Raw genomic sequence first — 23,583 nt, forward strand, 5'->3', positions numbered from 1 at the left:
TTTATATTAAATTTTTTTTAATATCTTGCCTGAATATGGCCTTTTAAGCTCTTCTCCTTCGATTGCAAGCTTGCCGTTTACTATTACCGTATCAACGCCCTTAGCCGTTGTTAATGGTTTTGTGTAATCTATCTCATCAGGTGAAGGAAATGAATATTTATCAAGGTCAAGAATTGCAATATCTGCAAAATATCCTTCTTTTAACTCACCGCGGTCATTTATACCAAAATGCCTTGCAATCATAGTGGTATTTCTTCTTACTATTTCTTCAACAGCCACTCCTTTTTGTAAATACATATTCATGAATATGGGGAACCCGCCCCTTCTTTGCAGTTCATACCAGTCATAGGGCTCTTCGGGATCTCCCAATATCTCGTCGGTCCCCACACATATGTACGGATTGCTGACGATTGCTTCATCATGGCCCGATTTTGGAAAATCGCTTCTGGATGGACCTCCCAGCCAGAAGACATAATTCAAATCATCTCCTAATAAGTCCAGCATGCATTCATCAGCATCCTGCAAACGCTCTCTTGCTATATCCTCAACAGATCTTGCCTCAAGGCGCGGATCCTGGGAGAGTATGATAAATACCTCCGACTTATTTCCGGAAAATATATAGGCATCCTTTTTTATCATTTCTCTGCCGTCTTTTGTTTTTAAAGCAGCCTTTACGCCTTCAATTCCTGAAGCAAAAAGCTCATCGGAAAGGGCCATAACAAATTGCAGCAACCTAGACTTACTTGTACAATGTCCTGTGCTTCTTGGTATTGTGTCAGCTAAAACCCTTACACCCTGTTCAACTGCTTTTGCAACGGATTCAAAGGCCTCAACACATGTTGGCTTTAAATGAGATATTTGTATTTTTGTGCCTGATTTTCTTCCCACCTCAATGAATTCATCCGTTGCTTCCTTTATACCAATTGAGTGCCTTAAATGGGCAGCAGCAATACCGTCATATTCACCCACCAACCTAGTAACGGCAACAAGCTCCTCCATTTTTGCATATCTGCTGGGTACATAATCAAGGCCGAAGGAAATTCCCCAGGCACCTTGTTCCATATTGCGCCTTATAATCTCTTCTATGGCTTTATTTTCTTCTTCTGTAGGAGGCCTGTCATATGCTCCTCCCATTACAGTCCACCTTATGGTTCCATGGCCTAAGAGTGTAGCCATATTGATGCTGGTTCCTTTAGATTCCGCTGCTTTTGAATACCCTTCAAAGTCATACCATTCGGGAAATCTTTTTGAGTATTCCTCTACCTGTCTTGTGCTCATAAGTCCGTTTCCCCAGTAATAATCAATAATGTTCTTCTTAGGACCCGGAACTATGGAATGGCCGCAATTACCGTTTACAACGGTAGTCACTCCCTGGCGAAGGAATAATTCAAAGGTACTGTCTACAAGTGTGATAAATTCTTCGTGTACATGGGGATCAATAAATCCAGGTATTACCACCTTCCCTGAGGCATTTATTTCCTTTTCCCCCTTTTCGTGAATTTCGGGCGCAATCTTTTTTATTTTCTCTTTGTCAATGGCTATATCACCGATAAAGCCTTTTTCCCCTGTTCCGTCTACGATGTAACCTTTTCTGATAACTACATCATGCATTTACTTAGCCTCCTAATCTCTTGATTTTGGATTTAAAGCTTCATTTATGCCGTTTCCCAGCAAATTGAAGCAAATTACATAAAGCATAATAAAACAGCTTGTGAAGAGCCACCACCACCATGGATTGGGAGTATCTATTACCGCTCCTGCATCCCAGGCTTTTTTAAGAATGGTACCCCAAGACCAGGTTGTGGGATCCCCTAAGCCTAAAAAGCTTAAGCCTGATTCCGAAAGCACCGCCGTCGCCATAACCAAAGTAAGGTTTACAAGGACCGGGCCTGCTATGTTTAATAATATGTGTTTGAATAATATAACCACCGTTTTAATGCCTGTACATTTTGCTGCCTCTATAAACTGCATTTCAGCGATTTTCATGGTTGAGTTTCTTGTGACTCGCGCCAGTGAAGGCCAGGCAAAGAGTCCTATTACTACAGCAACGTTTGTTATGGATGATCCTACAATTGCGGCAATGACAATCATTAAAGGCAGCACCGGAAGAGTAAGAAATATATCTATAACGCTGTCAATAATTGCACCTGTATAACCTTTAAAATATCCCGAAATCAAGCCTGCGGGAATTCCAATGAGTGCTGCTACCAAAACCGCCATGACAGATACATATAACGAAGTTCTTGCGCCCCAAACCACTTGTGCGAAAACATCCAATCCCAAACCGTCGGTGCCGAAAAAATGATTCATTGAAGGAGATAGCAGCACTTCACTTCCGTATCCTTTGGGGTATTCTGAGATTAATGGTGCCATTACACCTAAAAGCACTATTATAAGAACTCCCGTAAATCCCAGCATGCTTAATCTATTTCTAATAAATGAATTAATAAATGTCCTGCTCTTCATATTTTTTAACCCCCTAACTTAATACGCGGGTCAAGCCATGCTACGATTAAATCCGTAACTATGCTCATAACCACTACGGATATGGCCAAAATAAGAAATGCACCCTGAAGAACGGGAAAATCCATGGAACTTACGGAATCGTATATGAGCCTTCCTATACCCGGCCAGGCATACACCGTCTCTGTCATAACAGCACCTCCTACCATGGAACCTACCATAAGCCCCGTTACGGTAATTGTAGGAATCAACGCATTTTTAAGTGCATGGGTTTTTATCACGTATTTTTCATGCCAGCCCTTTGCATAGGCAGTCCTTATATAATCCTCTTTTAATACATCAATCATGCTGTTTCTTGTATAAAGTATTATTGCTGCAACATTGTTTATAAAAAGCGTAAGCGCCGGCAATACTGCGTGTCTTGCCACGTCGGCTATATATGCAAAGCCTTTTTGCGGCGGAGGCGTATAGGCTCCTCCTGTTGGGAACAGCTTTAAATAATATGCGAATATATACAGCAATGCGAAGGATAAAAAAGGTATGAAAATTGATATACCCGTTGTTATCAACACATTTATTATCTTGTCAAAGACCGAATTTCTCTTTTTTGCCGCCAGCATCCCTATTGGTATGCCTATTGCCAATGACAATACAACTACCAAAAATAGCAACAACAAAGTCCAGGGCAGCTTTTGCATAATAACCTCGGTAACAGGCTCTCTGGTCTTAAAAGATATGCCCAAATTACCTGTCATCATCTGCTGAATAAATACCAGATATTGTTCACCTATGGGTTTATCCAGCCCAAACTGCCTCATCATGGCCTGCTGCACCTCAGGACTCATTTTAGGATCTACCAGGAGCGTAACCGGGTCGGAAGGCATCAGCCTTATTATGAAAAATGTAATGGTTACCGATACAAAAATTGTCAGCAAACCTTTGAATATCCTTTTAGCTAAATAGTTGGCCATAGTTTCACTCCTCTTTTTTCCCGGAATAAATATGACATCGAACGTAATGATTTGGTTCTATTTCTATTATTTCCGGATGTTCCTTTGTACATATTTCCATGGATTTTTGACATCTTGTCCTGAACCTGCATCCTGATGGCGGATCAATGGGGCTGGGGATATCACCTTCCAGAATAATCCTCTCTTTTTTTGCCTTTGTAGTAGGTTCGGGAATTGCAGATATTAGGGCTTCAGTATAAGGATGATATGTCTTTTTAAACAACTGCTCTGTCGGTGCTAATTCCATTACTTCTCCTAAGTACATTACCATTATCCTGTCACTTATATATTTGATAACAGCCAAATCATGGCTTATGAAAATATAAGTTAAATCCAGCCTTTTCTTAAGCTGATTGAAAAGGTTAAGTATCTGGGCCTGTACTGAAACATCCAGTGCCGATACCGCTTCATCACACACGAGTACTAGAGGCTCCAGGGCCAGAGCTCTTGCTATGCTTATTCTCTGCCGCTGCCCTCCTGAAAACTCATGAGGATATCTGTCATACATTTCTCCTTGAAGCCCTACCAGTTCAAGAATCTTTATTACCTTTTCCCTGGCTTCTGCTTTGCTTTTTACAATATTGTTTGCCAGCATGGGTTCAATAATGGCGTCACCTATTTTAAACCTAGGATTAAGGGAAGCATAAGGGTCCTGGAAAACCATCTGAAGCTCCCGGCGAATAGCCCTAAACTCCTTTCCTTTAAGGCTTAAGATGTCCTTTCCCTTATATATGACCTTGCCTTTTGTATGTCTTATGAGCTTTAATATTACCCTTCCTAATGTGGATTTGCCTGAGCCGGATTCGCCAACAATCCCTAAAGTTTCGGATTTATACAAATCAAAGCTTACATCCTCAACAGCATGTACACTGCCTTTTTTTCCAAAAATACCGCTGTATATATCAAAGTATTTTGTAAGATTGCTCACTTTTAATATTTTTTCATTCATGGACTTTTCACACCCTTTCATATTAAAGCCAGCATTGTACATAGTGATTTTTGCCTGACTCTTTTACAGGAGGTACATTATCCATGCACTTTTCAAGACAAAACCCGCATCTGTCGGCAAATCTGCAGCCTTTATTGAAATTGCGGCTTACAGGGACGCTTCCCGGTATAGAATATAATTCTTCCTTATCGGAGGATAAAGTCGGTATAGCTGCCATAAGGCCTTTTGTATATGGGTGCAATGGATTATCGAATATTTTCTCCATATCGCCTTTCTCAACAACCCTGCCGGCATACATGACTACCACCTCATCACATATATCTGCAACTATGCCTAAATTGTGAGTTATGAGCATCAAGGAATCCTTTTCCTTTAATTTACGCATTATATCCAGAACCTGGGCCTGGATTGTAACGTCAAGGGCGGTAGTAGGCTCGTCGGCAATTAAAAGGTTTGGCTTTAATATTACGGACATGGCAATCATTACACGCTGCCTCATACCTCCAGAAAATTGATGGGGATATTGATTAAGCCTTTTTTCCGGACCGGGTATGCCTACCTGTTCTAATTGCTTAATCACCCTTTCTTTTATCTCCCCGTCACTCATCTCCGGATTATGTTTTTTTAAAACTTCGGATATTTGAAATCCGATAGTTAATACCGGATTTAAAGATGTCATGGGCTCCTGAAATATCATGGCGATTTCCCTGCCTCGAATTTCCTGCATCTCCTTTTCACTTATTTGCAAAAGCTTTCCGCCTTTGTAAATTATTTCACCGCCCTGTACCACGGCGCTTTTAGGTAAAAGTCCCATGATGGAGAGGCTTGTCATACTTTTGCCGCAACCTGATTCTCCTACGATTCCGACAGCTTTTCCTTCTTCGATATCGAAATTTATATTATCCAAAAGATTATATACCGTACCATTATCATCCTTAAAACCCATACTGTAATTCTTAAACTCCAAAAGCTTAGCCACTTTTAAGTATCCCTCCATTCAATAAAACAGCCTGTTCAACAACTTATCTCATATATAGAGTTTATTTGCAAATATATATTGCAAATTTCGTGCCAATTCTAAATCCAATTGTTTTTACAATAATTGTCCGCCATACAAAGAAATTTTTAACAATTTGTATTTTATTAATGTATTTGTCAGAATATTATTTACAAATCAAAGTATTTGTTTTTTCTGTTTTAAGTTTATTTTGGTTATTTTAAGTTTTATTAAGTCACCCAAAAGCTCATTTATTAACCAAAAAGATAAAAGAACCACCAAATTAAAATCTGATGGTTCTCTTATCTTTTTTATGTATATCTCTTATTCTTTATATAAAGGCAGCTTTATATAAAAAATACTTCCTTTATCCAAATTATTTTCCGCCCATATGCTTCCGCCATGTCTTATTATAATATCCTTACATATATATAATCCCAACCCCATACCTCCGGGGTCCTTTTCCGAGCCATTTTTCACCCGGTAAAAGCTGCTAAATATTTTATCCAGTTGGTCTTCGGGTATACCCATCCCCTGATCTTTTACTGATATAATGGCATCGTCCCTTTCTATGACTATGTTTATGATTATTTCACTGAAATCCTTTGAGTATTTAATGGCATTGTCAATGAAATTCCTGATCACATCTGCCAGCCTGTCAAAATCACCAAAAACTATGGCTGGCTGGGAAGCATTCAAAATAAAGTTCCTGTTATTGCTGGTATCCATGATGAATGGTTTTATCACAGTTTGCACTACATCATTTATATCCAAGGGACTCATATTGGCTTTTATCTCTATATTATCTCTTTGAAGCTTGAAGGCCTCAAGTATCATATTTAATAACTTTGATAAGCGATTAACTTCATTTTCCAATGTTGTGATAAGCTCTGCAGTATCCTTTATAGGTTTTCCTTCACTTATTCTTCTGCTGATCAATGAAGCTATTCCTTTTATGCTTGTCATGGGGTTCCTCAATTCATGAGCTGCGGTCTGTAAAAACAGCTGACGTCCGCTTTCCAGTTCCTGTATATGTTCTGTCATATGATCGAAGGCTAAGCCTGTTTGACCAAGTTCATCTTTTCTTTTAAAATTGGTTCTTACAGTATAGTCTCTTCTTGAAATGGCATTTGCGGCCTTTTCTAAGATTCTGACAGGTTTTAATATATGTACTATCAAGTACAAAGCCATAAGAAATGAACATAAAATTATAAAAATCATTATAACTACACTTGATACGGCTTCATTATAAGGATTTTTTATGACTTCATCAATATCAATGGAGGCATATGCAGCCCATTTTAATTTTGACAGAGGTACACTTACCATCAAACGTTTTGTGCCGTCATTTATTTTATAATCACTTATCTTTACTACTTCGCCTTTAAGTGACTTCCACGCCGGCCCGTCTTCCTTTATCTGTCTCTTGCTGTAAGCCAAATCAGGTACGCTGTCGGAATATACAATCATCCCGTTCTCGTCTATAAGTCCAAATGAGCTGGTTTCACTTACCCTATTGGGAGGAAATATACCTCTTAATTCATTCACGTTTATTGCTACTGTTACTATGCCCTTTAAAACTCCATTTTCCCTTATCGCCCTGGCAACTAAAAATGTAGGGTTTTGGGAAACCTCACTTATAAAAAGATTTGACATCACCTTATCTTCACCATTCCTGATCTTTTCGTAAAAACTCCAGAAGGGTGAATCTAGGCCTGCAACTCCGCTATTATTTGAGTAAACTGCTACTCCATCGGGATTTGCCCATGTAATTCCTAAAATTGTCGGTTCGGAATCAGCGCAGTTAATTAGATATTCCTTTATTTTTGCCGGATCATGGGAAGAATTTTCTAGTATAGATAAACCTATTGACAACTCGGCATACCACATTCTGTCAATAAAATTAGTAAAAGCCACACTGATTGCATTGGCATAATCCTCACCGGATTTAAGTTCGAAGTCAATCGCTTTTTTGTACTGGGAGGCAATTACCATGGAATGCAATATAACTACAGGTACAATAGCTACCCATATCAAAATGAACATCTTAATCCTCAAGCTGATATTCTTCATATGCTTCATCTCCCGGCAACCAAAGATAGTCCCTTGGTAATTTTCGACAAGTATTTGCATATTCCTGCACGAATTTGTATTTTTACAGTCAATAAAATTAATTTTTTATAAATATGCTTCATACATAAAAAAATGCTGTTATAAAGCATTTAATCTTCAACAGCACCTTTTTTTCAACTAATTTATATTTTACCGGGCTTTAACATCAGTCCATATGGCATCATAGATTTTTATTGCATCACCGATATCTTTTAAATGTTCGCCTTTTTCAATATCTGCTTCACCAGGATAAATAGCTTCATTTTCGAGGGTTTCCTTATCCATTAATTTGTGAGCCTCAAGATTAGGATTGGCATAAGGAAATTCCTTTGAAATCTCAGCGCTGATTTCGGGCTCCAGTATGAAGTTCATAAAGAGTTCGGCATTTTTCTTATTGGGAGCACCCTTGGGGATAATGAAATTATCCTGCCATAAATACATGCCTTCCTCAGGGAGCACAGCTTTAATATCGGGATTTTCCTGCTGTGCAAGTACTGCTTCAGCACCCCATACAACTCCGGCTAATGCTTCTCCGTTTATTAACATTGTTTTTGGGCTGTCGCTGTCGTAAGCTTTTATATTTTCCTTAAGCTTAATGAATTCCTGCTTAGCCTCTTCCAATTTGACAGGGTCTGTTTCATTCAAGGAATATCCAAGCTTCTTTAATATTATTCCCAATATTCCTCTCTGGTCGTCCAAAACCACCAGTGAATTTTTAAATCCTTCATTAAAGAGATCACTGTAGCCTTTAACATCTGTCTTTACCTTGCCTGTATTAACGGCAATAACCGCATTTCCCCACATATACGGAACTGTATATTTATTTCCCGGATCATAATCCATATTTTTAAATTGGTCGCCTATGTTTTTGAAATTAGGGATGTTGCTCATATCGATTTCTTCAGCTAATCCCTGTTTTATCATAATATCTGCCATGTAATCGGTAGCAACGGAAATATCAAACTGTGAACCGCCCGCCATAATTTTTGCCAGCATTTCTTCATTGGAAGAATATGTAGTATAATTTACCTTTATATTATACTTTTCTTCGAATTTATCGATAACTGACTGAGGAAGATATTCGGACCAGTTAAATACATTTACTTCTCCGCCGGTCTCATTCGATGCGGAATTGTTCTGCTGTGAAGAATTTCCGCAGGCCGCCAGAGATATAACAAGGCAGGCCAATAAACTTAAACTCATAATTCGTCTGAACTTTTTCAGGAATTTTAACATCATTTTTAATACCTCCCATACACTTTTATTTATATTAGAATCCAATAATAATTTTATATTATTATAAAATTTATTTACTGAATTTCATTCTGATTTTTTCGGATAAAACAGCAATAGTCAAGGTAACAACAAGCATTATGGTGGACAGGGCATTTATCTCAGGAGTTACGCCGAATCTCACCATGGAGAATATTTTAAGGGGCAGTGTTGTAGAGCCCGGGCCTGATACAAAGAAGCTTATGATAACGTCGTCCACCGATAATGTAAAGGCCAATAGAGCTCCTGCCACAATTCCCGGCATGATTATGGGCAAAGTAACCTTCACAAAGGTTTCTAACTGATTTGCCCCCAAATCCATTGCCGCTTCCTCCAGCGACCTGTCAAATCCTTCCAACCTCGCCCTCACAACCACCACCACATAGGATATGCTGAAGGTTATATGGGCTAATATAAGGGTCAGGGTCCCTAACGGAAATATGGCCTTAAACTGTGAGAAAAACATCAAAAGTGCTATTCCCATTACTATTTCCGGTATTATTATGGGAACATACAGCATACCGTCCAAGACCGTCTTTCCCTTGAAATTGTATTTATACATCCCAACAGCCGCAAGGGTTCCTATCATTGTTGATATCAGGGAGCTTATCACTCCTATCACTATTGTATTCCACATAGCCTCCAAGACTTCCTTATTATCAAAAAGGCCTACGTACCATTTCAGTGTAAAACCCTGCCATACCGCATTTATCGTTGAATCGTTGAAGGAAAAAATTATTAAAACAACTATTGGCATATATAATATGATGTAAACAAAAGCTGCATATATTGAAAATGTGCTTTTAGTCAGTTTATTCTGCTTCATCATATCACCTCGGCCCTCTTGTTTCCGCTGAGTTTAAAATATACGCCTATGAATACAAAGGTAATCATAATGACAACTATAGAAATTGCCGAACCAAATGGCCAATCCCTCGCTGTTAAAAACTGATTTTTTATTAGATTGCTTATTAGCATTATCTTGCTGCCTCCCATAAGGTCTGGTATGAAGAATAATCCCAAAGTGGGTATGTAAACAAGCAAGCAGCCCGCTACAATGCCAGGCATGGTAAGGGGCAGAGTAACTTTTAAAAATGTTTTAACAGGCGGTGCCCCAAGATCGCTGGCAGCTTCAAGATAAGCTTTATCCACGTTATCTATGGAAGCATACAATGGCAGCACCATAAATGGGAATAAAGTATAAACAAGCCCTAATAAAACTACTCCGTCGGTATAGAGCATCTGTATAGGGTTTGATATCAATCCCAGCTTTATAAGGTAGGAATTTATAATTCCTTCCGTCCTTAAAAGCGTTATCCATGCATATGTCCTTATAAGAGAATTTGTCCAAAAGGGTATTACAATTAGCATTAAAAGCAATGCCCTGTATTTCTTCGGAGCCTTTGCAATATAGTAAGCAAAGGGATAACCGAATATAAGGCATAAAGCTGTGGTGAACAATGAAATTTTAAGAGAATTTACAAGTATCTTTATATATGTAGAGTTTAAAAGCCTTAAATAGCCTTCACCGCTGAATGTATATTCAACCTGTCCGTAGACTCCCCTGGTTAAAAAGCTCATAATTATTACTATAATGAAAGGAACCGTTAAAAAAGCCAGCAGCCACAATACTACAGGTGACAGTGTCCATAAAGGACCTGCATCTTTTTTTCTCCCTAATTCATTTTTCATCCCTTTATCACCACTCCATGTTCATATTCCCAGCTGACAAATGCATCTTTATTGTTATTGTAATCAAATACATATCCTGCCGGCTCGCTTACGGTTATTTCTTTTCCGTTCTTTAATTGGGCTATGGTCTTTTGAATAGAACCTATATATACCCTCTCTTTTATCGTGCAGCAAACCGAATTTTTCCCCTTTTCAGGTGTTTTAGAAAATTTCATTCTTTCAGGCCGTATTGTAATTAATATGTTCTCTCCCGAACAAAGGTCTTTCTTTTCCGCATCAGCCTTTATGCTTATGTCCTGCCCGTCTTCTATTACCAAATTAATCAAATCACCCTGATAATTTTTAACTTTTGCTTCAAACATATTGGATTCGCCGATAAAATCCGCCACGAATTTTGTATGAGGTTTTTCATATATCTCATCCGGGGTTCCCACCTGCTCGATTTTGCCGTTATTCATTACGGCAATCCTGTCCGACATGGTCAGCGCTTCTTCCTGATCATGGGTTACATATATAAATGTTATCCCCAGCTTCTGCTGAAGGTGCTTTAATTCAAACTGCATCTGCTTTCTCAATTTTAAATCCAGCGCTCCCAATGGCTCGTCCAAAAGAAGGACCTTCGGACTGTTGACAACAGCTCTTGCTATGGCAACTCTTTGTTTTTGTCCGCCGCTTAACTGGTTGGGGTACCTTAAATCATATCCCTCTAACTGCACCAGTTTTAAGACTTCGCTTACCTTTTTCTTTATTTCCTCATTGGGAACCTTTTTAATTTTAAGTCCGAATGCAACATTGCTGTACACGTTCATATGAGGAAAAAGGGCATAGCTTTGAAATACCGTATTTACATCCCGCTCATGGGGCTGCTTGTACGACACGTCCTGTCCGTCGATCAATATGCTTCCGCTTGAAGGTTCTTCGAAACCCGCAATCATCCTTAAGGTGGTAGTCTTTCCGCAGCCGCTGGGGCCTAAGAGCGTTATAAATTCACCTTTTTTAATCTTAATTGATACATCGTTAACTGCAGCCTGTTCATTTACCGTTTTCTGTTCTTTAAAAACTTTTTTTAAATTTATAAGTTGAATCATACAATCGCTCATAAATCCACCGCCTAAGTTCAGTAATTTGTCAGTTTATCTGTGCATACTTATACATTTATTTAATATTAACTGAATAATAGTATATTCCCTAGTATTTTCATTGTCAATAAATATTTCAGCTTAACTTTTTCATGGATTTAAATACAAAATCAAACGAAAAAAATGTGTATATTTATACAGTATTTCATGGCTAATCTTTTTTATATTCTAGCTTTTCTTTTTCAGATAATTTCTTTTTTCAAGTGCTGTCGAATATACATTCAAACAAGGACAATAATTTATTATTTATATTGCATAAAAAAAAGCCTTGATTGAATTAAAATTCAATCAAGGCTTTTTTATGCTTCTTAAATATATTTATTGTTTATTTTTGCAATTTCTTTCAGGGATTTTATAAGGGTTCCGAAGGTCTCAGGACGTATTGAATGCTCACCGTCGCATTTTGCGTTTGAAGGGTCATTGTGGACTTCTATCATAAGCCCGTCTGCCCCGGCAGCCGCTGCTGCCTTTGACAATGGCTCCACCATCCACCATGCCCCTGAGGCATGGCTGGGGTCTACTATTACCGGAAGATGGCTCATTTTCTTCAATGCAGGTATGGAGCTTACATCAAAAGTGCTCCTTGTGCTTGTTTCAAAAGTCCTTATTCCCCTTTCACAAAGTATTACATTATTATTCCCTTCTGCCATTATATATTCTGCTGCCATTAAAAACTCCTGAAAAGTGGAGGACTGGCCTCTTTTTAATATCACCGGCTTGCCGGACTTGCCGGCTTCCTTTAAAAGCTCAAAGTTTTGCATATTTCTTGAGCCTATGGTAAATACATCGGCATATTGGGAGGTTTCTTCAATATTCCTTGCCGACATGACTTCGGTTACAAGGGGAAGGCCTGTATTATGTTTTGCAAGCTTTAATATATCGATTACTTCTTCTTCACTAATAGTTCTATAGGGAAGGGATCTTGGCTTAAATACGTCTCCCCGCAAAAATGAAGCTCCCATTTCCTTAACCTGCTTGGAGAGAATCAATATCTGCTCCTCACTTTCAATGGAGCAGGTACCTGCGATTATCGCCATGGTATCTTTGCCTATTTTGCTTTCATTGACCAATATTTCTGTATCCTCGGGATGAAAAAGCCTGTTTGCAAGCTTGAAAGGGTCCTGTACCCGAAGGAGCGATTCCACATTTCTGTCGGCCTGTATTACGCTTGGGTCTATTTTCGTTGTATCGCCTACAAGGCCGAAAACACAATAACTGGTTCCCTGAATTATATTTACCGCTACCCCCAGTTCTTCTAATCTGTTTTTCATTTTTTCAATTTCAGTTGCCGGTGTACCTGGTTTTAAAGTTATTATCATACCCTTGCCTCCTTAAGTATGCAAAAGGAAGACTCATGTTTTGAATCTCCCTGTTATTTAAAATATACTGTTTTCCATAAATTGTTTTAATTATACCAGAAGAAAGTCAAATGTCAATATACCGTTAAATATATAGGGATTTAAGGTATATTGAATTTAATCGGCCTTGTCATTTATAAATCTAAGGCTTAAAAGCCCGAAATCTCGTGTTCCGTCCATTCATCCGTATTATAATTTATGCCCCTGATTGTAATATCCGACTGAAGCTTTTGTATCCTGTCCTTGTTTTTGCCCGTTCCATTGGCAGCAGGGATGGTAACTGACTGTATGAAGGTATCATTTCCTGCCTTTATTATATATATGTATTCATTAAGAAGGCTCTCTAAATTGTGAACCTTATTAAAAGCAGGCCCGGATAAAGCTTTTACGGCATTTATATCATATTCCTTTTGTATTTTATAAATCACAGCGCCCTTTACTTCAGCTGATTTTATTTTAACATGGGCCAGTCCTGCTGCTATATCGCCGTCAATTGAATATTTTCCCGTGTAATTTAATACTGTGTTTTTTATTTCGTTTCCATAAAATCCTGCCGTCATATCTATTTTTATATGGCTTATGGGTTCGTAGGCAGATACCTTGTCTTCATCGTTTGTTCCACCAGTTTCATATTCACTGCCGCCCTTTGAAACGTCAAAAGCCTTTGTAATTTGGGTTGCAAAATCATACTTTTTCGTCCTTAACTCTTTTACGGAATCAAAATTATAAAAGCTTTCAGAGGATGCTATTCTGCCTAAATATTTGCTTAAATAATTGCTGTCCAGTTCGAAGGATTCAAGCATGGTTTCTATATTGCTTTTTTTAGCCGAATCCTTATATTTATCTTCCTTTATTGTAGCAGATACCAAATATTTATAACCGTTTCCTATTATATAAAGGTTGTCTTTAACATAGGAATTGTTTGTCATGGTATTAAAAGTAACCGTCACACGCCATGCATCCATATTCCGCCTATTTTCCCGGTTATACTTTAGTATTTTATAAACATTGCTGTCATAGTTATCCTTTAATCTTTCAATCTCTAAAGCTGCCCACTCCTTTGCGCTTTCACCTATATCAGCCGAGCTTATAAGGCTTACGGATATACCCTCCTGTATAACAGAATTATCTATATTTTCTGCTTTTACCTCATTACTTAGCTCCTCATCAGTGTATAAGGCCCTAAAATTTTGATTGCGGCCATTTTCAATGCCTTGGGCTCTCCAATAAGGATTTAATGAAATCTTCCAGCCATAGATTGAGTTTATATATTCTCTCTTTGTACTCACCCTATCTGACAATTCTTTTATATAGGTATTATTATCGTAGGAAGGTTTAAAAGAATTTATAAGCTTGTCAAACATATCCTCATGACTCTTATAAAAATCCCCTGTCATCAGCACGGATAGATTATATATGTAATCATTTTCGATATATATCCTGTTTTCCACATAATCGCTGAATTCATTCCCGGAGCCCTCCACCGTATAATAATCATAAAAGGTGTTTGTCTTTATTATTTTTATATATCTTTGACCGGAATTATCCGATACAATGTCAACATATAATTCCCTGTCCCCCCATACCGGATAGTTATCCTTCCTGGAGCTGTTTTCCAATTTGTAGAGCATGTCTTCCAGCGATAAGCGCTCCTCATTTTTGCTTACCTCCAAAAGAATTTCAGATTGGTAACTTGCGGTAGACATATAAAAAAAATTGGCGTTGTCGGATTTATAAATTATACCGTCATCGGGAAGATACATTGACCATTTATATACCTGGCTCCCCACCTCGCTCTTTAACATATCCTCCTTATTTGAAAACACCTCATACAAATCTATTTTTCCGTCATCGTCTATAGCAAAAGCCCTTGCCGGAACAATATTTAATGTTATAAGTATACAAGCAATGAAATATAAAACTCTTTTCAAACCTTCACCTTCCTTCATCCTTTTATTATTGAGGCATTCCTTTTAAAATTACTGTAAACTCTAATTTGCTGCCCCCTCTGTCAACGCTCATCTTTACTTCATCTCCCGGCAGATGATCCTTTAATATTTCATTGTACTGGGCAATGGATGAAGTTTTTTTATCATCTATTGCTTCCAGCATATCCCCTTCTTTAATTTTCCCATAGGCAATGCTGTCTTTTTTGACCGCTACAACTTTCAGCCCCTGATTGGTGGGTATGCCCAGCATTGCCGCCCAATTTTCCTCAAATTCTATACCGGTATAGCAGCGCATTATTTTTCCGTAGTTTTCGTAATGCTTAAGGAAATAATTTATGTTATCGACGGGAATGGAGAAATTTACTCCCTGGTAAAACATATATCCTAAGGTATTTATGCCCACAAGCTTTCCCTCCATATTGATAAGGGGACCGCCGCTGTTTCCGGGGTTTATGGAAGCATCTGTCTGAAGGTACATATACATTCCGTCTACCGGCCTGTTCAAGCCGCTTATAATGCCCTTTGTGGCGCTGTTTCTGTAGCTGAAGAACATGGGTGTGCCTATAGCCAGCACATCACTGCCTACTTTTAAATCCTCATCCTTTGCAAACTCAATGGCTATCATACCGCTCCTGTTTATTTTTAAAAGGGCCAAATCTATATCCTTGTCGGTATAAAGAAGATTAGCCTTATATACATTGCCGTCATATGTAACAACATAAATATCTTCAAGGCCGTCTATGACATGGTTGTTTGTAAGTATCCTTCCGTCTTTGTCTATTATAACTCCTGAGCCAAACTGGATATTTGCAGGGTATTTTGAATACATCTGCTCGTCCTCATTAATTTTAGTATTATTTCCTATGATTGCAACAACAGTCGGGTTGATTTCCTCTATTATATCCGCTACTTCTTTTTTATCCTTTTCAAATTGCTCTTGCACCGCCTGAGCTTCTTTTATGCTGTTATTATTTATGTTTTCCTGAGCAGCAGCCGGAATGGCTTTTAGTGTCAGTAAAAGCATAACCGCCGCAATTAATAGGCCTGCCTTTCTCATTTTTTATCCCCCCAATAAAATATTTACCATATTAAAACCCCAATATATTAATATAAAATATGGTATCTTTTTATGTTGATATTTTAACACGAAAGAAATTATCCAACATATATAAAAAGCCTTGCAAATATCTACAAAGCTTTTTGTATATTATTGCTGCTTATGTTATTCCACTTGAGGAAGGTCAAAATCTTCAGCTTTTTTAACCTCAGCAAAGCTTATCCGAAGACTCTGTCCATATTTCAAATTATTCTCTGTATATATGTTCTTATACTGTTCACCTGCTATAAGATTATAAAATACCCTATAAACAGAACTATTATCATTATCTATATTAAGGGTGTTCATGGTTTGCAGTGTAACATTATAATGAAAATTTAAGTATGTGCTTCTCTCCTGTTCTTGATTTTCCATGCCGAAATAATTATTGAGATTGAAAGGCACACCAACAACAGATCTTTGTACAATTATTCCTTCATAAGTCCCACCAAAAGCACCAGTCGATACTACTTCCCCGTGAAAAATGCTTACATCATCTGGAAAAAGCAGCATATTGACTGCCTCTGCCAATTGTTCATCCTTATAAGATTTTTTAATAAAACCGCTGTCAGTACTTCTGTAAATTATAACCTCAGCGCCCTCAACCGATAAATAGTATGTTTTATTTATTCTTCTTATCAGACCTTGGGGATTTACTACCGGTTCAAGAGCAGCTATCCTGGCTTTCTTTTGGGATTTAATTATATCAATTGTATAATCTGAATTTATGTCCTGAGGTATATTTTGAGGCCTTTCTTTATCACCTTGGGTATAGCGGCTTGAGATGCCTGCAAGCAACCTATAGCTGCCGACATTTTGTATATTGTCTACAAGCCAGGTTTGAATTAAGGCATTGTTTTCTTGTAGTGCCTTTTCGCTGCTGATTTTTAAATGATAAGCCATAAGTCCGGAGCTTACTGATAATAAGAATAAAGCTGCCAAAAAGGCAAGTATGGTTTTGTTTATCTTCACTTTGACTTTATTATCCTTGCTGATTGTTATATGATGTTTAAACATACAAAATCCTAAAAATATTTTACCGAAAACTATTATTGAGGAAATTACATTTAAAAGTATTAGTTTCCCAAATGCTGTCTGTAAAGCAGGTGTATGAAAATATACCATTATGTAATTGATAAAAGATAATAATCCCAATGACAGACTAATCAGCCCGTGTATCACCGTAATTATTCCTGTTGTCATAATGACAGTTTCATTTTTAAGCATTTTTAAAGGAGCTGCTTTATAGGATTTTTTGATTTTTAATATTAAGACTGCAATAATTATTACGGTCATAGCTGCCCATGAAGTATTTCTTATATATAAATAAAAACTGTTAGATCCATCACTCATTCCAGGTATAAATATAATTATTTTATCTAAAAGGGAAAATAAAATTGTAATTACCGTGAACATCAAAGCAATACATAGTGGCTCTGAATCTTGATTATTTTTAAAAATTTTAATCCAGTAAAATCCTAAAGCAATCTGGCATAAAGTTACTATTACGGGAATTGAATAGTTGATTATAGATGTTATTAATGCCGCCGTGCTCCACACATCAGATGTCATGAAATCAATTAAACTTTTTGTATTAGAATATAAGTGAGGAAGGGAAGTTGACAAATTAATAAGCCCCGTTATAGCTATCAAAATCCCAGTTGCAAAACGGATATATTCACCATCCGATTTATCCGGGAATCCTTCTTGATTTAGCTTTTTAATATTATCCTTTAAAAACAAAAGGATTATGGCTGCAAATATAATTGTTAGTATATTGCCTAAAAAAAGGGCTCCTATTGTATTTAAAATTCTTTCAAATGTTCCGCTGTGGTTAAAAATTATACCGCTAAAAATAACCTCAGCCGTTATTCTTAAAATTGAGAATGTACTTATGATTACAGTAAACAAAAAAGCAATGCGCAAAGTAGTGATTTTGTCCCTTTCCTTCATCATAAACATCACCGACGGTATCGTAATATCTTTCTGCTTCATTTACCTATACCAAATTATAGCAAATAAATATTAACATGGTATAAACTTTAGATTAACAATACTTAGAAACACCGAATTTTACTTTCTTATGCTTATAACCGCACCGCCGTTTGCCTTCTTTAAATCACTGCTTTTAATTCTTACCAGGGAATGGGTGGAACCACCTCCGGTATATACTATTTCTTTTTCCATTACCCTTGGGTCTATGACAAAGGAGGCTTTGTATCCGAAGGAAGGTACACCTCCGCAGGGATAACCTGTATATTTTAAAATCTCATCCTCATTTGCAACTTTAGGCATATTTATGCCCAATGCCTTTCCGACCTTTGTCCTGCTGGCTCTGTCTTCACCTTTTACTATTGCAACAATCAAATTGTTTTCTTCATCTATCATGCATATGTTTTTTACAAAGTCCTCAGGTGTTGCCCCGCAGGCTAAAGCTGCTTCGGAAACAGAATGACAGGATTGGGTAAAGGCAAGATGCTCTGCAGCTATTTTATTTTCCCGTATATATTTTTTTAGTTTCTCTTCAAATTCTTTCATATGTTTACCTCTCTTACATAACGGACAGTGCCCAAAGATAAAGGGAGGCTACCGACCCGTAAGGCGAATACCTTTTCCTGTATCTTTCAAACCTTTCTTTTGTAAGCTCCTTGTGTCCGTATAAATTCATCATACCCCTTTGAATGGCTAAATCCTTGTAGCTTAACACGTCAGGGCGGCAAAGTGAAAATATTAAAAGCATTTCAGCCGTCCACACTCCCACTCCGTGCAATGATGAAAGCTTTTTTATTATTTCCTCATCGCTTAATTTATAAAGATTTTCAAAATCCACTTCTTTTGAAAGCGCTGCCTGTGCAATTCCTTTTATGTATCCTGCCTTTTTTAATGACATGCCGCAGCCTTGTATTTCCGATATATCTTTATCAGCTATAGCCTCTGGCGTGACACTTCCAAGTAAATTTTGAAGCCTGTTCCATACAGTTTCAGCAGCCTTGCCGGAAATTTGCTGGCTTATAATGCTCGATACGAGGGCAGCAAATGTATCTTTTGTGATTCCGCGCTTTATGATGCCGATTTTATCAATTGCCGCGGCTAACTTTCTGTCCTTCTTTTTTAAATAATCCATTTCCCTTTGCCCGTATTCAAAAATATCCACCTTATCTCTCCTCTATAGAAAGCAATGTTTTTTTCAATTCCAATCCTCCGCCATAGCCTATAAGAGAACCATTTTTCCCAATAACCCTGTGGCAGGGAATTATAATTGGAATAGGATTTCTGTTATTTGCAAGGCCAACAGCCCTGGCGGCTTTGGGAGACCCTATTTTTTCTGCAATATCTTTATAGGACGCAGTCTCTCCGTAAGGTATCTCACATAGGGCAATCCATACCTTTTTCATAAATTCCGTGCCCTTGGGATTAAGGGGAAGAGAAAATTCCTTCAGTTGACCTTTCAAATAACTTTGAAGCTGATTGTTTGCCTCCTTTAAAATTGGCGCTTCAGCTATTTCCATATCTAAAGACAGCTTTTCATTCGGGAAGTACACATTTGTTATTTCACCATTATTTTCTGCTATGCAAATTTCACCTAAAATACTCTCATAAAAATATGCCGGCATATTTTACCCTCCTCATCTTTTAAAACTATTACCTTGATTTATTCTATCATAAAACAAACTTAAAATGTAAAAGGCTCCGATATAGGAGCCTATCTTTTATTAATAAATTTGGCTGAAAAATGCATCTAAATTGTAGTTGCCAGCATTGGAATTTGTGTTGTTGGCTGCATTTGTGGTATTGTTATTTGCAGCTATATCCGATACATCCTCGGTAGCAGTCAAATTCCTGCCGTTGTTTACTCCAATTTCATTGGTCTGAAAATTATCACATACGCAACTGCCGCCTCTTGAGCATCTGCAACTGGCAACATTTGCTCTTGCTGTTATATTTCCTACATTGCCTCCTGCCATAAAATCACCTCTGTTTTTTATCTCAATATATTATATTTATATATGCGACATATATTGACACATATTCAAATAAAAAATGAATATTTTTAACTTGATTTAAACATTCTGGATAATTAATAGCAGAAAATATTATTATTTTAAAGTAATGGATTTTTAAATTATATTATTACAGCTTTTAAACTTACATCTTCCTGAATACAATGCCGTATAGGTTTTTCCCAAACTCCATTTCGTCTGTTACAGAAAATCCAGCCCCACTTCCCAAAAATACAGCCTCCTTTTTGTCAATTCTTTTTTCAAAATGCGGACCATTATCAGTCCTTTTCCTTTTCCATTCAATGAGTAGAAGCCTTCCATTGTTTTTTAATATTCTATTAACCTCATTAAATTCCAATGCCTTGTTTTCAATGTTATGGAGCACGTTAGACATAATAACCATATCCACGGAATATGCAGGAAGGTTTATATTATCTCCGTTGATTTCAACAGTGCATATATTATTGATTTTGCTTTCCCTGCACTTGGCATCAATAAACTCAAGCATTTTAATATTTACTTCCAGAGCATATATTGTTTCATTTGTGATTTCAGCAGCTGCAAATGAAAATATTCCTGATCCTGCCCCAATGTCCGCAACTGCCATACCTGCCGTAAGACCTGCCTTTAAAAGCGTTTCCTTGGGCTTTAATTCTGCAATTCTTTCGGGACTTTCAAGTTTTTTAATTTGATTTTCAAGATTTTGTTCCATCAAATTTCCTCCCTATTAAACATTTGTGCTGGTAATTTCAATTATATGCTTACTTCAGGCTGGCTACCATCGAATTATATAATATTGCAAAATAAAATTTAATAACATAGTATGTATGGAATAAAATATATGAATAAGAATATATAAAAGATATAAAAGGGAAGGAGGGAAATACATGAATTGTTCCAAATGCAATGCAGAAATACCCGAAGGTGAAGAACAGGTATATCTTCACAGAATAGTGTGCGAAGACTGCTATGTAAGGGAAACTGAACCTCCCAAAGCATGCGATGTCCCGCGAGAACGTTCCATAAACTAATTGTAGCCGTCGGTTTTCCGGCGGTGTTCTTTTTAACCTAAGTTGTCTGATAGAAAGCGTCTACATACTTAGTATTAAATTTCATCCTTATTTACACTATCAGCAAACGATGCTATTATTACGTTGTGTTACAAATTACATCAATAATAATTAAACGAGGTGAAGAAATGAAAAAATTTTTACCGGTTGTACTGATTGTTGTACTCTTTTGTGCATTATTTGCAGGCTGCAATAAAAAGGAGGATAATGCATTGACCGTTGGTATGGAGCTGGCTTATCCGCCCTTTGAGACAAAGGATGCTCAGGGAAACCCCACAGGCATAAGTGTGGATTTTGCAAAGTCTCTTGGAGAATATTTGGGCAGGCCTGTTAAAATAGAAAATATTGCATGGGATGGCCTTATACCCGCCCTTCAGACGGGACAAGTTGATATCGTAATTTCGTCCATGACCATTAAAGAAGAAAGACTTGAAAAAATTGATTTTTCAAAGCCTTATGCAAAGGCAATGCTTGCAGTGCTGGTAAACAAAAATTCAAATATAAAATCCATCAACGATTTAAATCAAAGCGGCAAAAAAATAGCCGTAAAATTGAACTCCACAGGCCATATCTATGCGCAAAACAATCTTAAAAATGCGGAGCTTATTGTGCTTGCCGATGAAAGCGCATGCGTTACAGAGGTTGTGCAGGGAAAAGCAGACGGATTTATATATGATCAGCTTACCATTTACCGCAACAATCAAAATAATTTAGATACCACCGGAGCAATATTTATACCCTTTCAGGATGCGGAGTATTGGGGAGCAGGTATACAAAAAGGAAATACCGAGCTCAAAACGAAGGTAGATGAGTTCATAGATAAATTCTATTCAGAAGGCGGATTTGATAAACTGACTGAAAAATATCTTTCACAAGAAAAGAAAACCTTTGAGGATCTTGGATTCGACTGGTTCTTTTCTCTTGATTAGGCCGGATAATATATGAAGTTATTAAGCATATTTATACGACAGGAGAACAATAAGGAAACCAACCTTCAAAGGGCTGTCAATATTATAATTGCCTGCGGGGCATTCATAGTATTTTTCTTCTGGTCCATGAAAAGGCTTAATCTTTCTTTTGATTTTTCCGTACTTCTGGATTTTAAATACAGGCTTTTTACAGGCTTTATCACTACCATCGAACTCAGCACAATAAGCTTGTTAGTTAGCTTATTAATAGGGTTTTTATCAGCTATGGGCAGTAAATCTAAAATTCTGCCCCTGTCTTATTTTTGCAAGACTTACATACAGTTCATCCGCGGTACTCCAATGATAATGCAGGTTTATTTATTCTTTTATATAATAGGCACTGCATGGGGTATAAGCAGCCGCTTCATTGCAGGCGTTTTGATTTTATCAATTTTTGAAGGAGCATATATATCCGAAATCATAAGGGGCGGGCTGGATTCGATTGATGCAACTCAGCTTGAAGCCGCAAAAGCAGTAGGGCTTGACAGCAAGCAGACAATGAGGCTGGTAATTTTTCCTCAGCTCATAGCCCGTATATTGCCTGCTCTTGCCGGGCAATTTGCTTCCATTATTAAAGATTCGTCATTATTATCCATTATTTCCGTTATTGAACTTACACAAACCATAAGGGAAATCAGCGCTACCAATTTTGCAATCTTTGAGTGCTATTTGTTTCTCGGGCTGCTGTACTTGTCTTTGACTTTTCCGCTTTCCATGGTAACCAGGGCTGTGGAGAGGAGGTTTAAATATGATAATTGAAATAAAAAGCATAAATAAAACTTTTAGTGATAACAGGCCTATACTTCATAATATTAATTATTGTGATGATTTAGATACCCTTGCAATTATAGGTCCTTCCGGCGGCGGCAAATCAACCCTGCTTCGTATTTTAGGAGGATTGATTTCCCCTACATCCGGCGAACTTAAAGTAGACGGGCAAAACATAGAATTTTCAGAAAATAAGCTTATTCTCTACCGGCGCAGCATCGGCTTTGTTTTTCAATCCAAGGGATTATTTTCTCACCTCTCTGCTTTAGAAAACATAGCCATGCCCCTTATTAATGTACATGGATACAGTAAAAACGAAGCTTATGAAACCACAAATTCACTCCTTGACCGTTTCGGATTAAGGAAAGATGGTTCCAAAAAGCCTAATGAGCTTTCCGGAGGCCAGCAGCAAAGAATTGCCATTGCGAGGGCTATAGCAGTAAAGCCAAAACTGCTGCTGCTTGATGAACCCACCAGTGCTTTAGACCCAGAGCTTACAAATGAAGTACTCGATATGGTAAATGAGCTAAGAAATGATAAAATGTCCATCATACTTATTACACATGAAATGGGTTTTGCAAAAAATGCCTGCAGCAAAGTCATGTTCTTATCAGATGGCCGGATAATAGAGCATGACTCTTCAGCAAATATGTTTTCAAGCCCTAAAAGCAGTGAACTAAAAGGCTTTTTAAGCAAAGTATTGGAATGGAAAATATAGATTTGCACCATACATTCAGGA

The 23,583-nt window shown here is 37.5% G+C and carries 23 protein-coding genes; 4 read left to right on the forward strand and 19 right to left on the reverse strand.

Annotation, left to right across the window (positions count from 1 at the left end):
- Positions 1-6: 6 nt before the first annotated feature.
- The 19 genes from OXPF_RS20450 to OXPF_RS20540 form a co-directional block, all read right to left on the reverse strand.
- Positions 7-1,611, reverse strand: coding sequence for an N-acyl-D-amino-acid deacylase family protein (locus tag OXPF_RS20450; protein WP_054877062.1), 1,605 nt, complete (start codon positions 1,609-1,611; stop codon positions 7-9).
- 12 nt (positions 1,612-1,623) lie between these two features.
- Positions 1,624-2,466: an ABC transporter permease gene (locus OXPF_RS20455; RefSeq protein WP_054877063.1), complete on the reverse strand. Its 843-nt coding sequence runs from the start codon at positions 2,464-2,466 to the stop codon at positions 1,624-1,626.
- Positions 2,467-2,471: 5 nt separating this feature from the next.
- On the reverse strand, positions 2,472-3,434 hold the full coding sequence (locus OXPF_RS20460) for an ABC transporter permease (protein WP_054877064.1): 963 nt from the start codon (positions 3,432-3,434) through the stop codon (positions 2,472-2,474).
- A gap of 4 nt (positions 3,435-3,438) precedes the next feature.
- A complete protein-coding gene (locus OXPF_RS20465) occupies positions 3,439-4,443 on the reverse strand; it encodes an ABC transporter ATP-binding protein (protein WP_242854470.1) in 1,005 nt (334 codons plus the stop codon).
- 1 nt (position 4,444) lies between these two features.
- Complete coding sequence (locus OXPF_RS20470) at positions 4,445-5,401, reverse strand: ABC transporter ATP-binding protein (protein WP_242854471.1); 957 nt, start codon at positions 5,399-5,401, stop codon at positions 4,445-4,447.
- 342 nt (positions 5,402-5,743) lie between these two features.
- Entirely contained in the window at positions 5,744-7,492 is a 1,749-nt protein-coding gene (locus OXPF_RS20475; protein WP_054877066.1) for a sensor histidine kinase, read from the reverse strand.
- 189 nt (positions 7,493-7,681) lie between these two features.
- Positions 7,682-8,770: an ABC transporter substrate-binding protein gene (locus OXPF_RS23690; protein ID WP_201779749.1), complete on the reverse strand. Its 1,089-nt coding sequence runs from the start codon at positions 8,768-8,770 to the stop codon at positions 7,682-7,684.
- A 67-nt stretch (positions 8,771-8,837) separates the two neighbouring features.
- Positions 8,838-9,632, reverse strand: a complete 795-nt coding sequence (locus OXPF_RS23695) for an ABC transporter permease (protein ID WP_152967821.1) — start codon at positions 9,630-9,632, stop codon at positions 8,838-8,840.
- Positions 9,629-10,495, reverse strand: coding sequence for an ABC transporter permease (locus OXPF_RS20490; RefSeq protein ID WP_054877067.1), 867 nt, complete (start codon positions 10,493-10,495; stop codon positions 9,629-9,631). Before OXPF_RS20490 ends, OXPF_RS23695 begins: the two co-directional genes overlap by 4 nt.
- Positions 10,492-11,595, reverse strand: coding sequence for an ABC transporter ATP-binding protein (locus OXPF_RS20495; RefSeq protein ID WP_054877068.1), 1,104 nt, complete (start codon positions 11,593-11,595; stop codon positions 10,492-10,494). The genes OXPF_RS20490 and OXPF_RS20495 overlap by 4 nt, the downstream gene beginning before the upstream one ends.
- A gap of 347 nt (positions 11,596-11,942) precedes the next feature.
- Positions 11,943-12,953 (reverse strand): 3-deoxy-7-phosphoheptulonate synthase, encoded by a 1,011-nt coding sequence (gene aroF / locus OXPF_RS20500; protein WP_054877069.1) that lies wholly within the window; start codon positions 12,951-12,953, stop codon positions 11,943-11,945.
- A gap of 188 nt (positions 12,954-13,141) precedes the next feature.
- The gene (locus OXPF_RS20505; RefSeq protein ID WP_054877070.1) at positions 13,142-14,923 is read right to left on the reverse strand and encodes a hypothetical protein; all 1,782 of its coding nucleotides are present in this window, start codon (positions 14,921-14,923) and stop codon (positions 13,142-13,144) included.
- Positions 14,924-14,948: 25 nt separating this feature from the next.
- Positions 14,949-15,998, reverse strand: a complete 1,050-nt coding sequence (locus OXPF_RS20510) for a S1C family serine protease (protein WP_054877071.1) — start codon at positions 15,996-15,998, stop codon at positions 14,949-14,951.
- A gap of 165 nt (positions 15,999-16,163) precedes the next feature.
- Entirely contained in the window at positions 16,164-17,993 is a 1,830-nt protein-coding gene (locus OXPF_RS20515) for a hypothetical protein (RefSeq protein WP_160317281.1), read from the reverse strand.
- Between the two features lie 117 nt (positions 17,994-18,110).
- Positions 18,111-18,575, reverse strand: a complete 465-nt coding sequence (locus OXPF_RS20520) for an aminoacyl-tRNA deacylase (protein WP_054877073.1) — start codon at positions 18,573-18,575, stop codon at positions 18,111-18,113.
- Between the two features lie 13 nt (positions 18,576-18,588).
- A complete protein-coding gene (locus OXPF_RS20525; protein WP_083480079.1) occupies positions 18,589-19,191 on the reverse strand; it encodes a DNA-3-methyladenine glycosylase family protein in 603 nt (200 codons plus the stop codon).
- Between the two features lies 1 nt (position 19,192).
- Positions 19,193-19,651 (reverse strand): methylated-DNA--[protein]-cysteine S-methyltransferase, encoded by a 459-nt coding sequence (locus OXPF_RS20530; protein WP_054877074.1) that lies wholly within the window; start codon positions 19,649-19,651, stop codon positions 19,193-19,195.
- A gap of 99 nt (positions 19,652-19,750) precedes the next feature.
- Positions 19,751-20,002 (reverse strand): hypothetical protein, encoded by a 252-nt coding sequence (locus OXPF_RS20535; RefSeq protein ID WP_054877075.1) that lies wholly within the window; start codon positions 20,000-20,002, stop codon positions 19,751-19,753.
- Positions 20,003-20,183: 181 nt separating this feature from the next.
- Positions 20,184-20,750 (reverse strand): class I SAM-dependent methyltransferase, encoded by a 567-nt coding sequence (locus tag OXPF_RS20540; protein ID WP_054877076.1) that lies wholly within the window; start codon positions 20,748-20,750, stop codon positions 20,184-20,186.
- A 175-nt stretch (positions 20,751-20,925) separates the two neighbouring features.
- On the opposite strand from OXPF_RS20540, the gene OXPF_RS22710 reads away from it, so the two are divergent.
- From OXPF_RS22710 to OXPF_RS20555, 4 genes are all read left to right on the forward strand, one after another.
- Entirely contained in the window at positions 20,926-21,069 is a 144-nt protein-coding gene (locus tag OXPF_RS22710) for a hypothetical protein (RefSeq protein WP_160317282.1), read from the forward strand.
- Positions 21,070-21,236: 167 nt separating this feature from the next.
- Positions 21,237-22,037 (forward strand): transporter substrate-binding domain-containing protein, encoded by an 801-nt coding sequence (locus OXPF_RS20545; protein ID WP_054877077.1) that lies wholly within the window; start codon positions 21,237-21,239, stop codon positions 22,035-22,037.
- A gap of 12 nt (positions 22,038-22,049) precedes the next feature.
- Entirely contained in the window at positions 22,050-22,835 is a 786-nt protein-coding gene (locus OXPF_RS20550; RefSeq protein ID WP_054877078.1) for an amino acid ABC transporter permease, read from the forward strand.
- Positions 22,825-23,562: an amino acid ABC transporter ATP-binding protein gene (locus OXPF_RS20555; RefSeq protein ID WP_054877079.1), complete on the forward strand. Its 738-nt coding sequence runs from the start codon at positions 22,825-22,827 to the stop codon at positions 23,560-23,562. Before OXPF_RS20550 ends, OXPF_RS20555 begins: the two co-directional genes overlap by 11 nt.
- Positions 23,563-23,583 lie beyond the last annotated feature (21 nt).

This window comes from Oxobacter pfennigii, from assembly GCF_001317355.1.
GTDB lineage: Bacteria > Bacillota > Clostridia > Clostridiales > Oxobacteraceae > Oxobacter > Oxobacter pfennigii.

Excerpts from the sequence above, each read along its gene's own strand:
- OXPF_RS22710 (WP_160317282.1), top strand. The coding sequence starts at position 20,926 with ATGAATTGTTCCAAATGCAATGCAGAAATACCCGAAGGTGAAGAACAG.
- OXPF_RS20555 (WP_054877079.1), top strand. The coding sequence starts at position 22,825 with ATGATAATTGAAATAAAAAGCATAAATAAAACTTTTAGTGATAACAGG.
- OXPF_RS20520 (WP_054877073.1), bottom strand. The coding sequence starts at position 18,575 with ATGAAAGAATTTGAAGAGAAACTAAAAAAATATATACGGGAAAATAAA.
- OXPF_RS20510 (WP_054877071.1), bottom strand. The coding sequence starts at position 15,998 with ATGAGAAAGGCAGGCCTATTAATTGCGGCGGTTATGCTTTTACTGACA.
- OXPF_RS20530 (WP_054877074.1), bottom strand. The coding sequence starts at position 19,651 with ATGCCGGCATATTTTTATGAGAGTATTTTAGGTGAAATTTGCATAGCA.
- OXPF_RS20490 (WP_054877067.1), bottom strand. The coding sequence starts at position 10,495 with ATGAAAAATGAATTAGGGAGAAAAAAAGATGCAGGTCCTTTATGGACA.
- OXPF_RS20535 (WP_054877075.1), bottom strand. The coding sequence starts at position 20,002 with ATGGCAGGAGGCAATGTAGGAAATATAACAGCAAGAGCAAATGTTGCC.
- OXPF_RS23695 (WP_152967821.1), bottom strand. The coding sequence starts at position 9,632 with ATGATGAAGCAGAATAAACTGACTAAAAGCACATTTTCAATATATGCA.
- OXPF_RS20545 (WP_054877077.1), top strand. The coding sequence starts at position 21,237 with ATGAAAAAATTTTTACCGGTTGTACTGATTGTTGTACTCTTTTGTGCA.
- OXPF_RS20475 (WP_054877066.1), bottom strand. The coding sequence starts at position 7,492 with ATGAAGAATATCAGCTTGAGGATTAAGATGTTCATTTTGATATGGGTA.
- OXPF_RS20515 (WP_160317281.1), bottom strand. The coding sequence starts at position 17,993 with ATGATGAAGGAAAGGGACAAAATCACTACTTTGCGCATTGCTTTTTTG.
- aroF (WP_054877069.1), bottom strand. The coding sequence starts at position 12,953 with ATGATAATAACTTTAAAACCAGGTACACCGGCAACTGAAATTGAAAAA.
- OXPF_RS20540 (WP_054877076.1), bottom strand. The coding sequence starts at position 20,750 with ATGGAACAAAATCTTGAAAATCAAATTAAAAAACTTGAAAGTCCCGAA.
- OXPF_RS20460 (WP_054877064.1), bottom strand. The coding sequence starts at position 3,434 with ATGGCCAACTATTTAGCTAAAAGGATATTCAAAGGTTTGCTGACAATT.
- OXPF_RS20455 (WP_054877063.1), bottom strand. The coding sequence starts at position 2,466 with ATGAAGAGCAGGACATTTATTAATTCATTTATTAGAAATAGATTAAGC.
- OXPF_RS20450 (WP_054877062.1), bottom strand. The coding sequence starts at position 1,611 with ATGCATGATGTAGTTATCAGAAAAGGTTACATCGTAGACGGAACAGGG.
- OXPF_RS20550 (WP_054877078.1), top strand. The coding sequence starts at position 22,050 with ATGAAGTTATTAAGCATATTTATACGACAGGAGAACAATAAGGAAACC.
- OXPF_RS20465 (WP_242854470.1), bottom strand. The coding sequence starts at position 4,443 with ATGAAAGGGTGTGAAAAGTCCATGAATGAAAAAATATTAAAAGTGAGC.
- OXPF_RS20495 (WP_054877068.1), bottom strand. The coding sequence starts at position 11,595 with ATGAGCGATTGTATGATTCAACTTATAAATTTAAAAAAAGTTTTTAAA.
- OXPF_RS23690 (WP_201779749.1), bottom strand. The coding sequence starts at position 8,770 with ATGATGTTAAAATTCCTGAAAAAGTTCAGACGAATTATGAGTTTAAGT.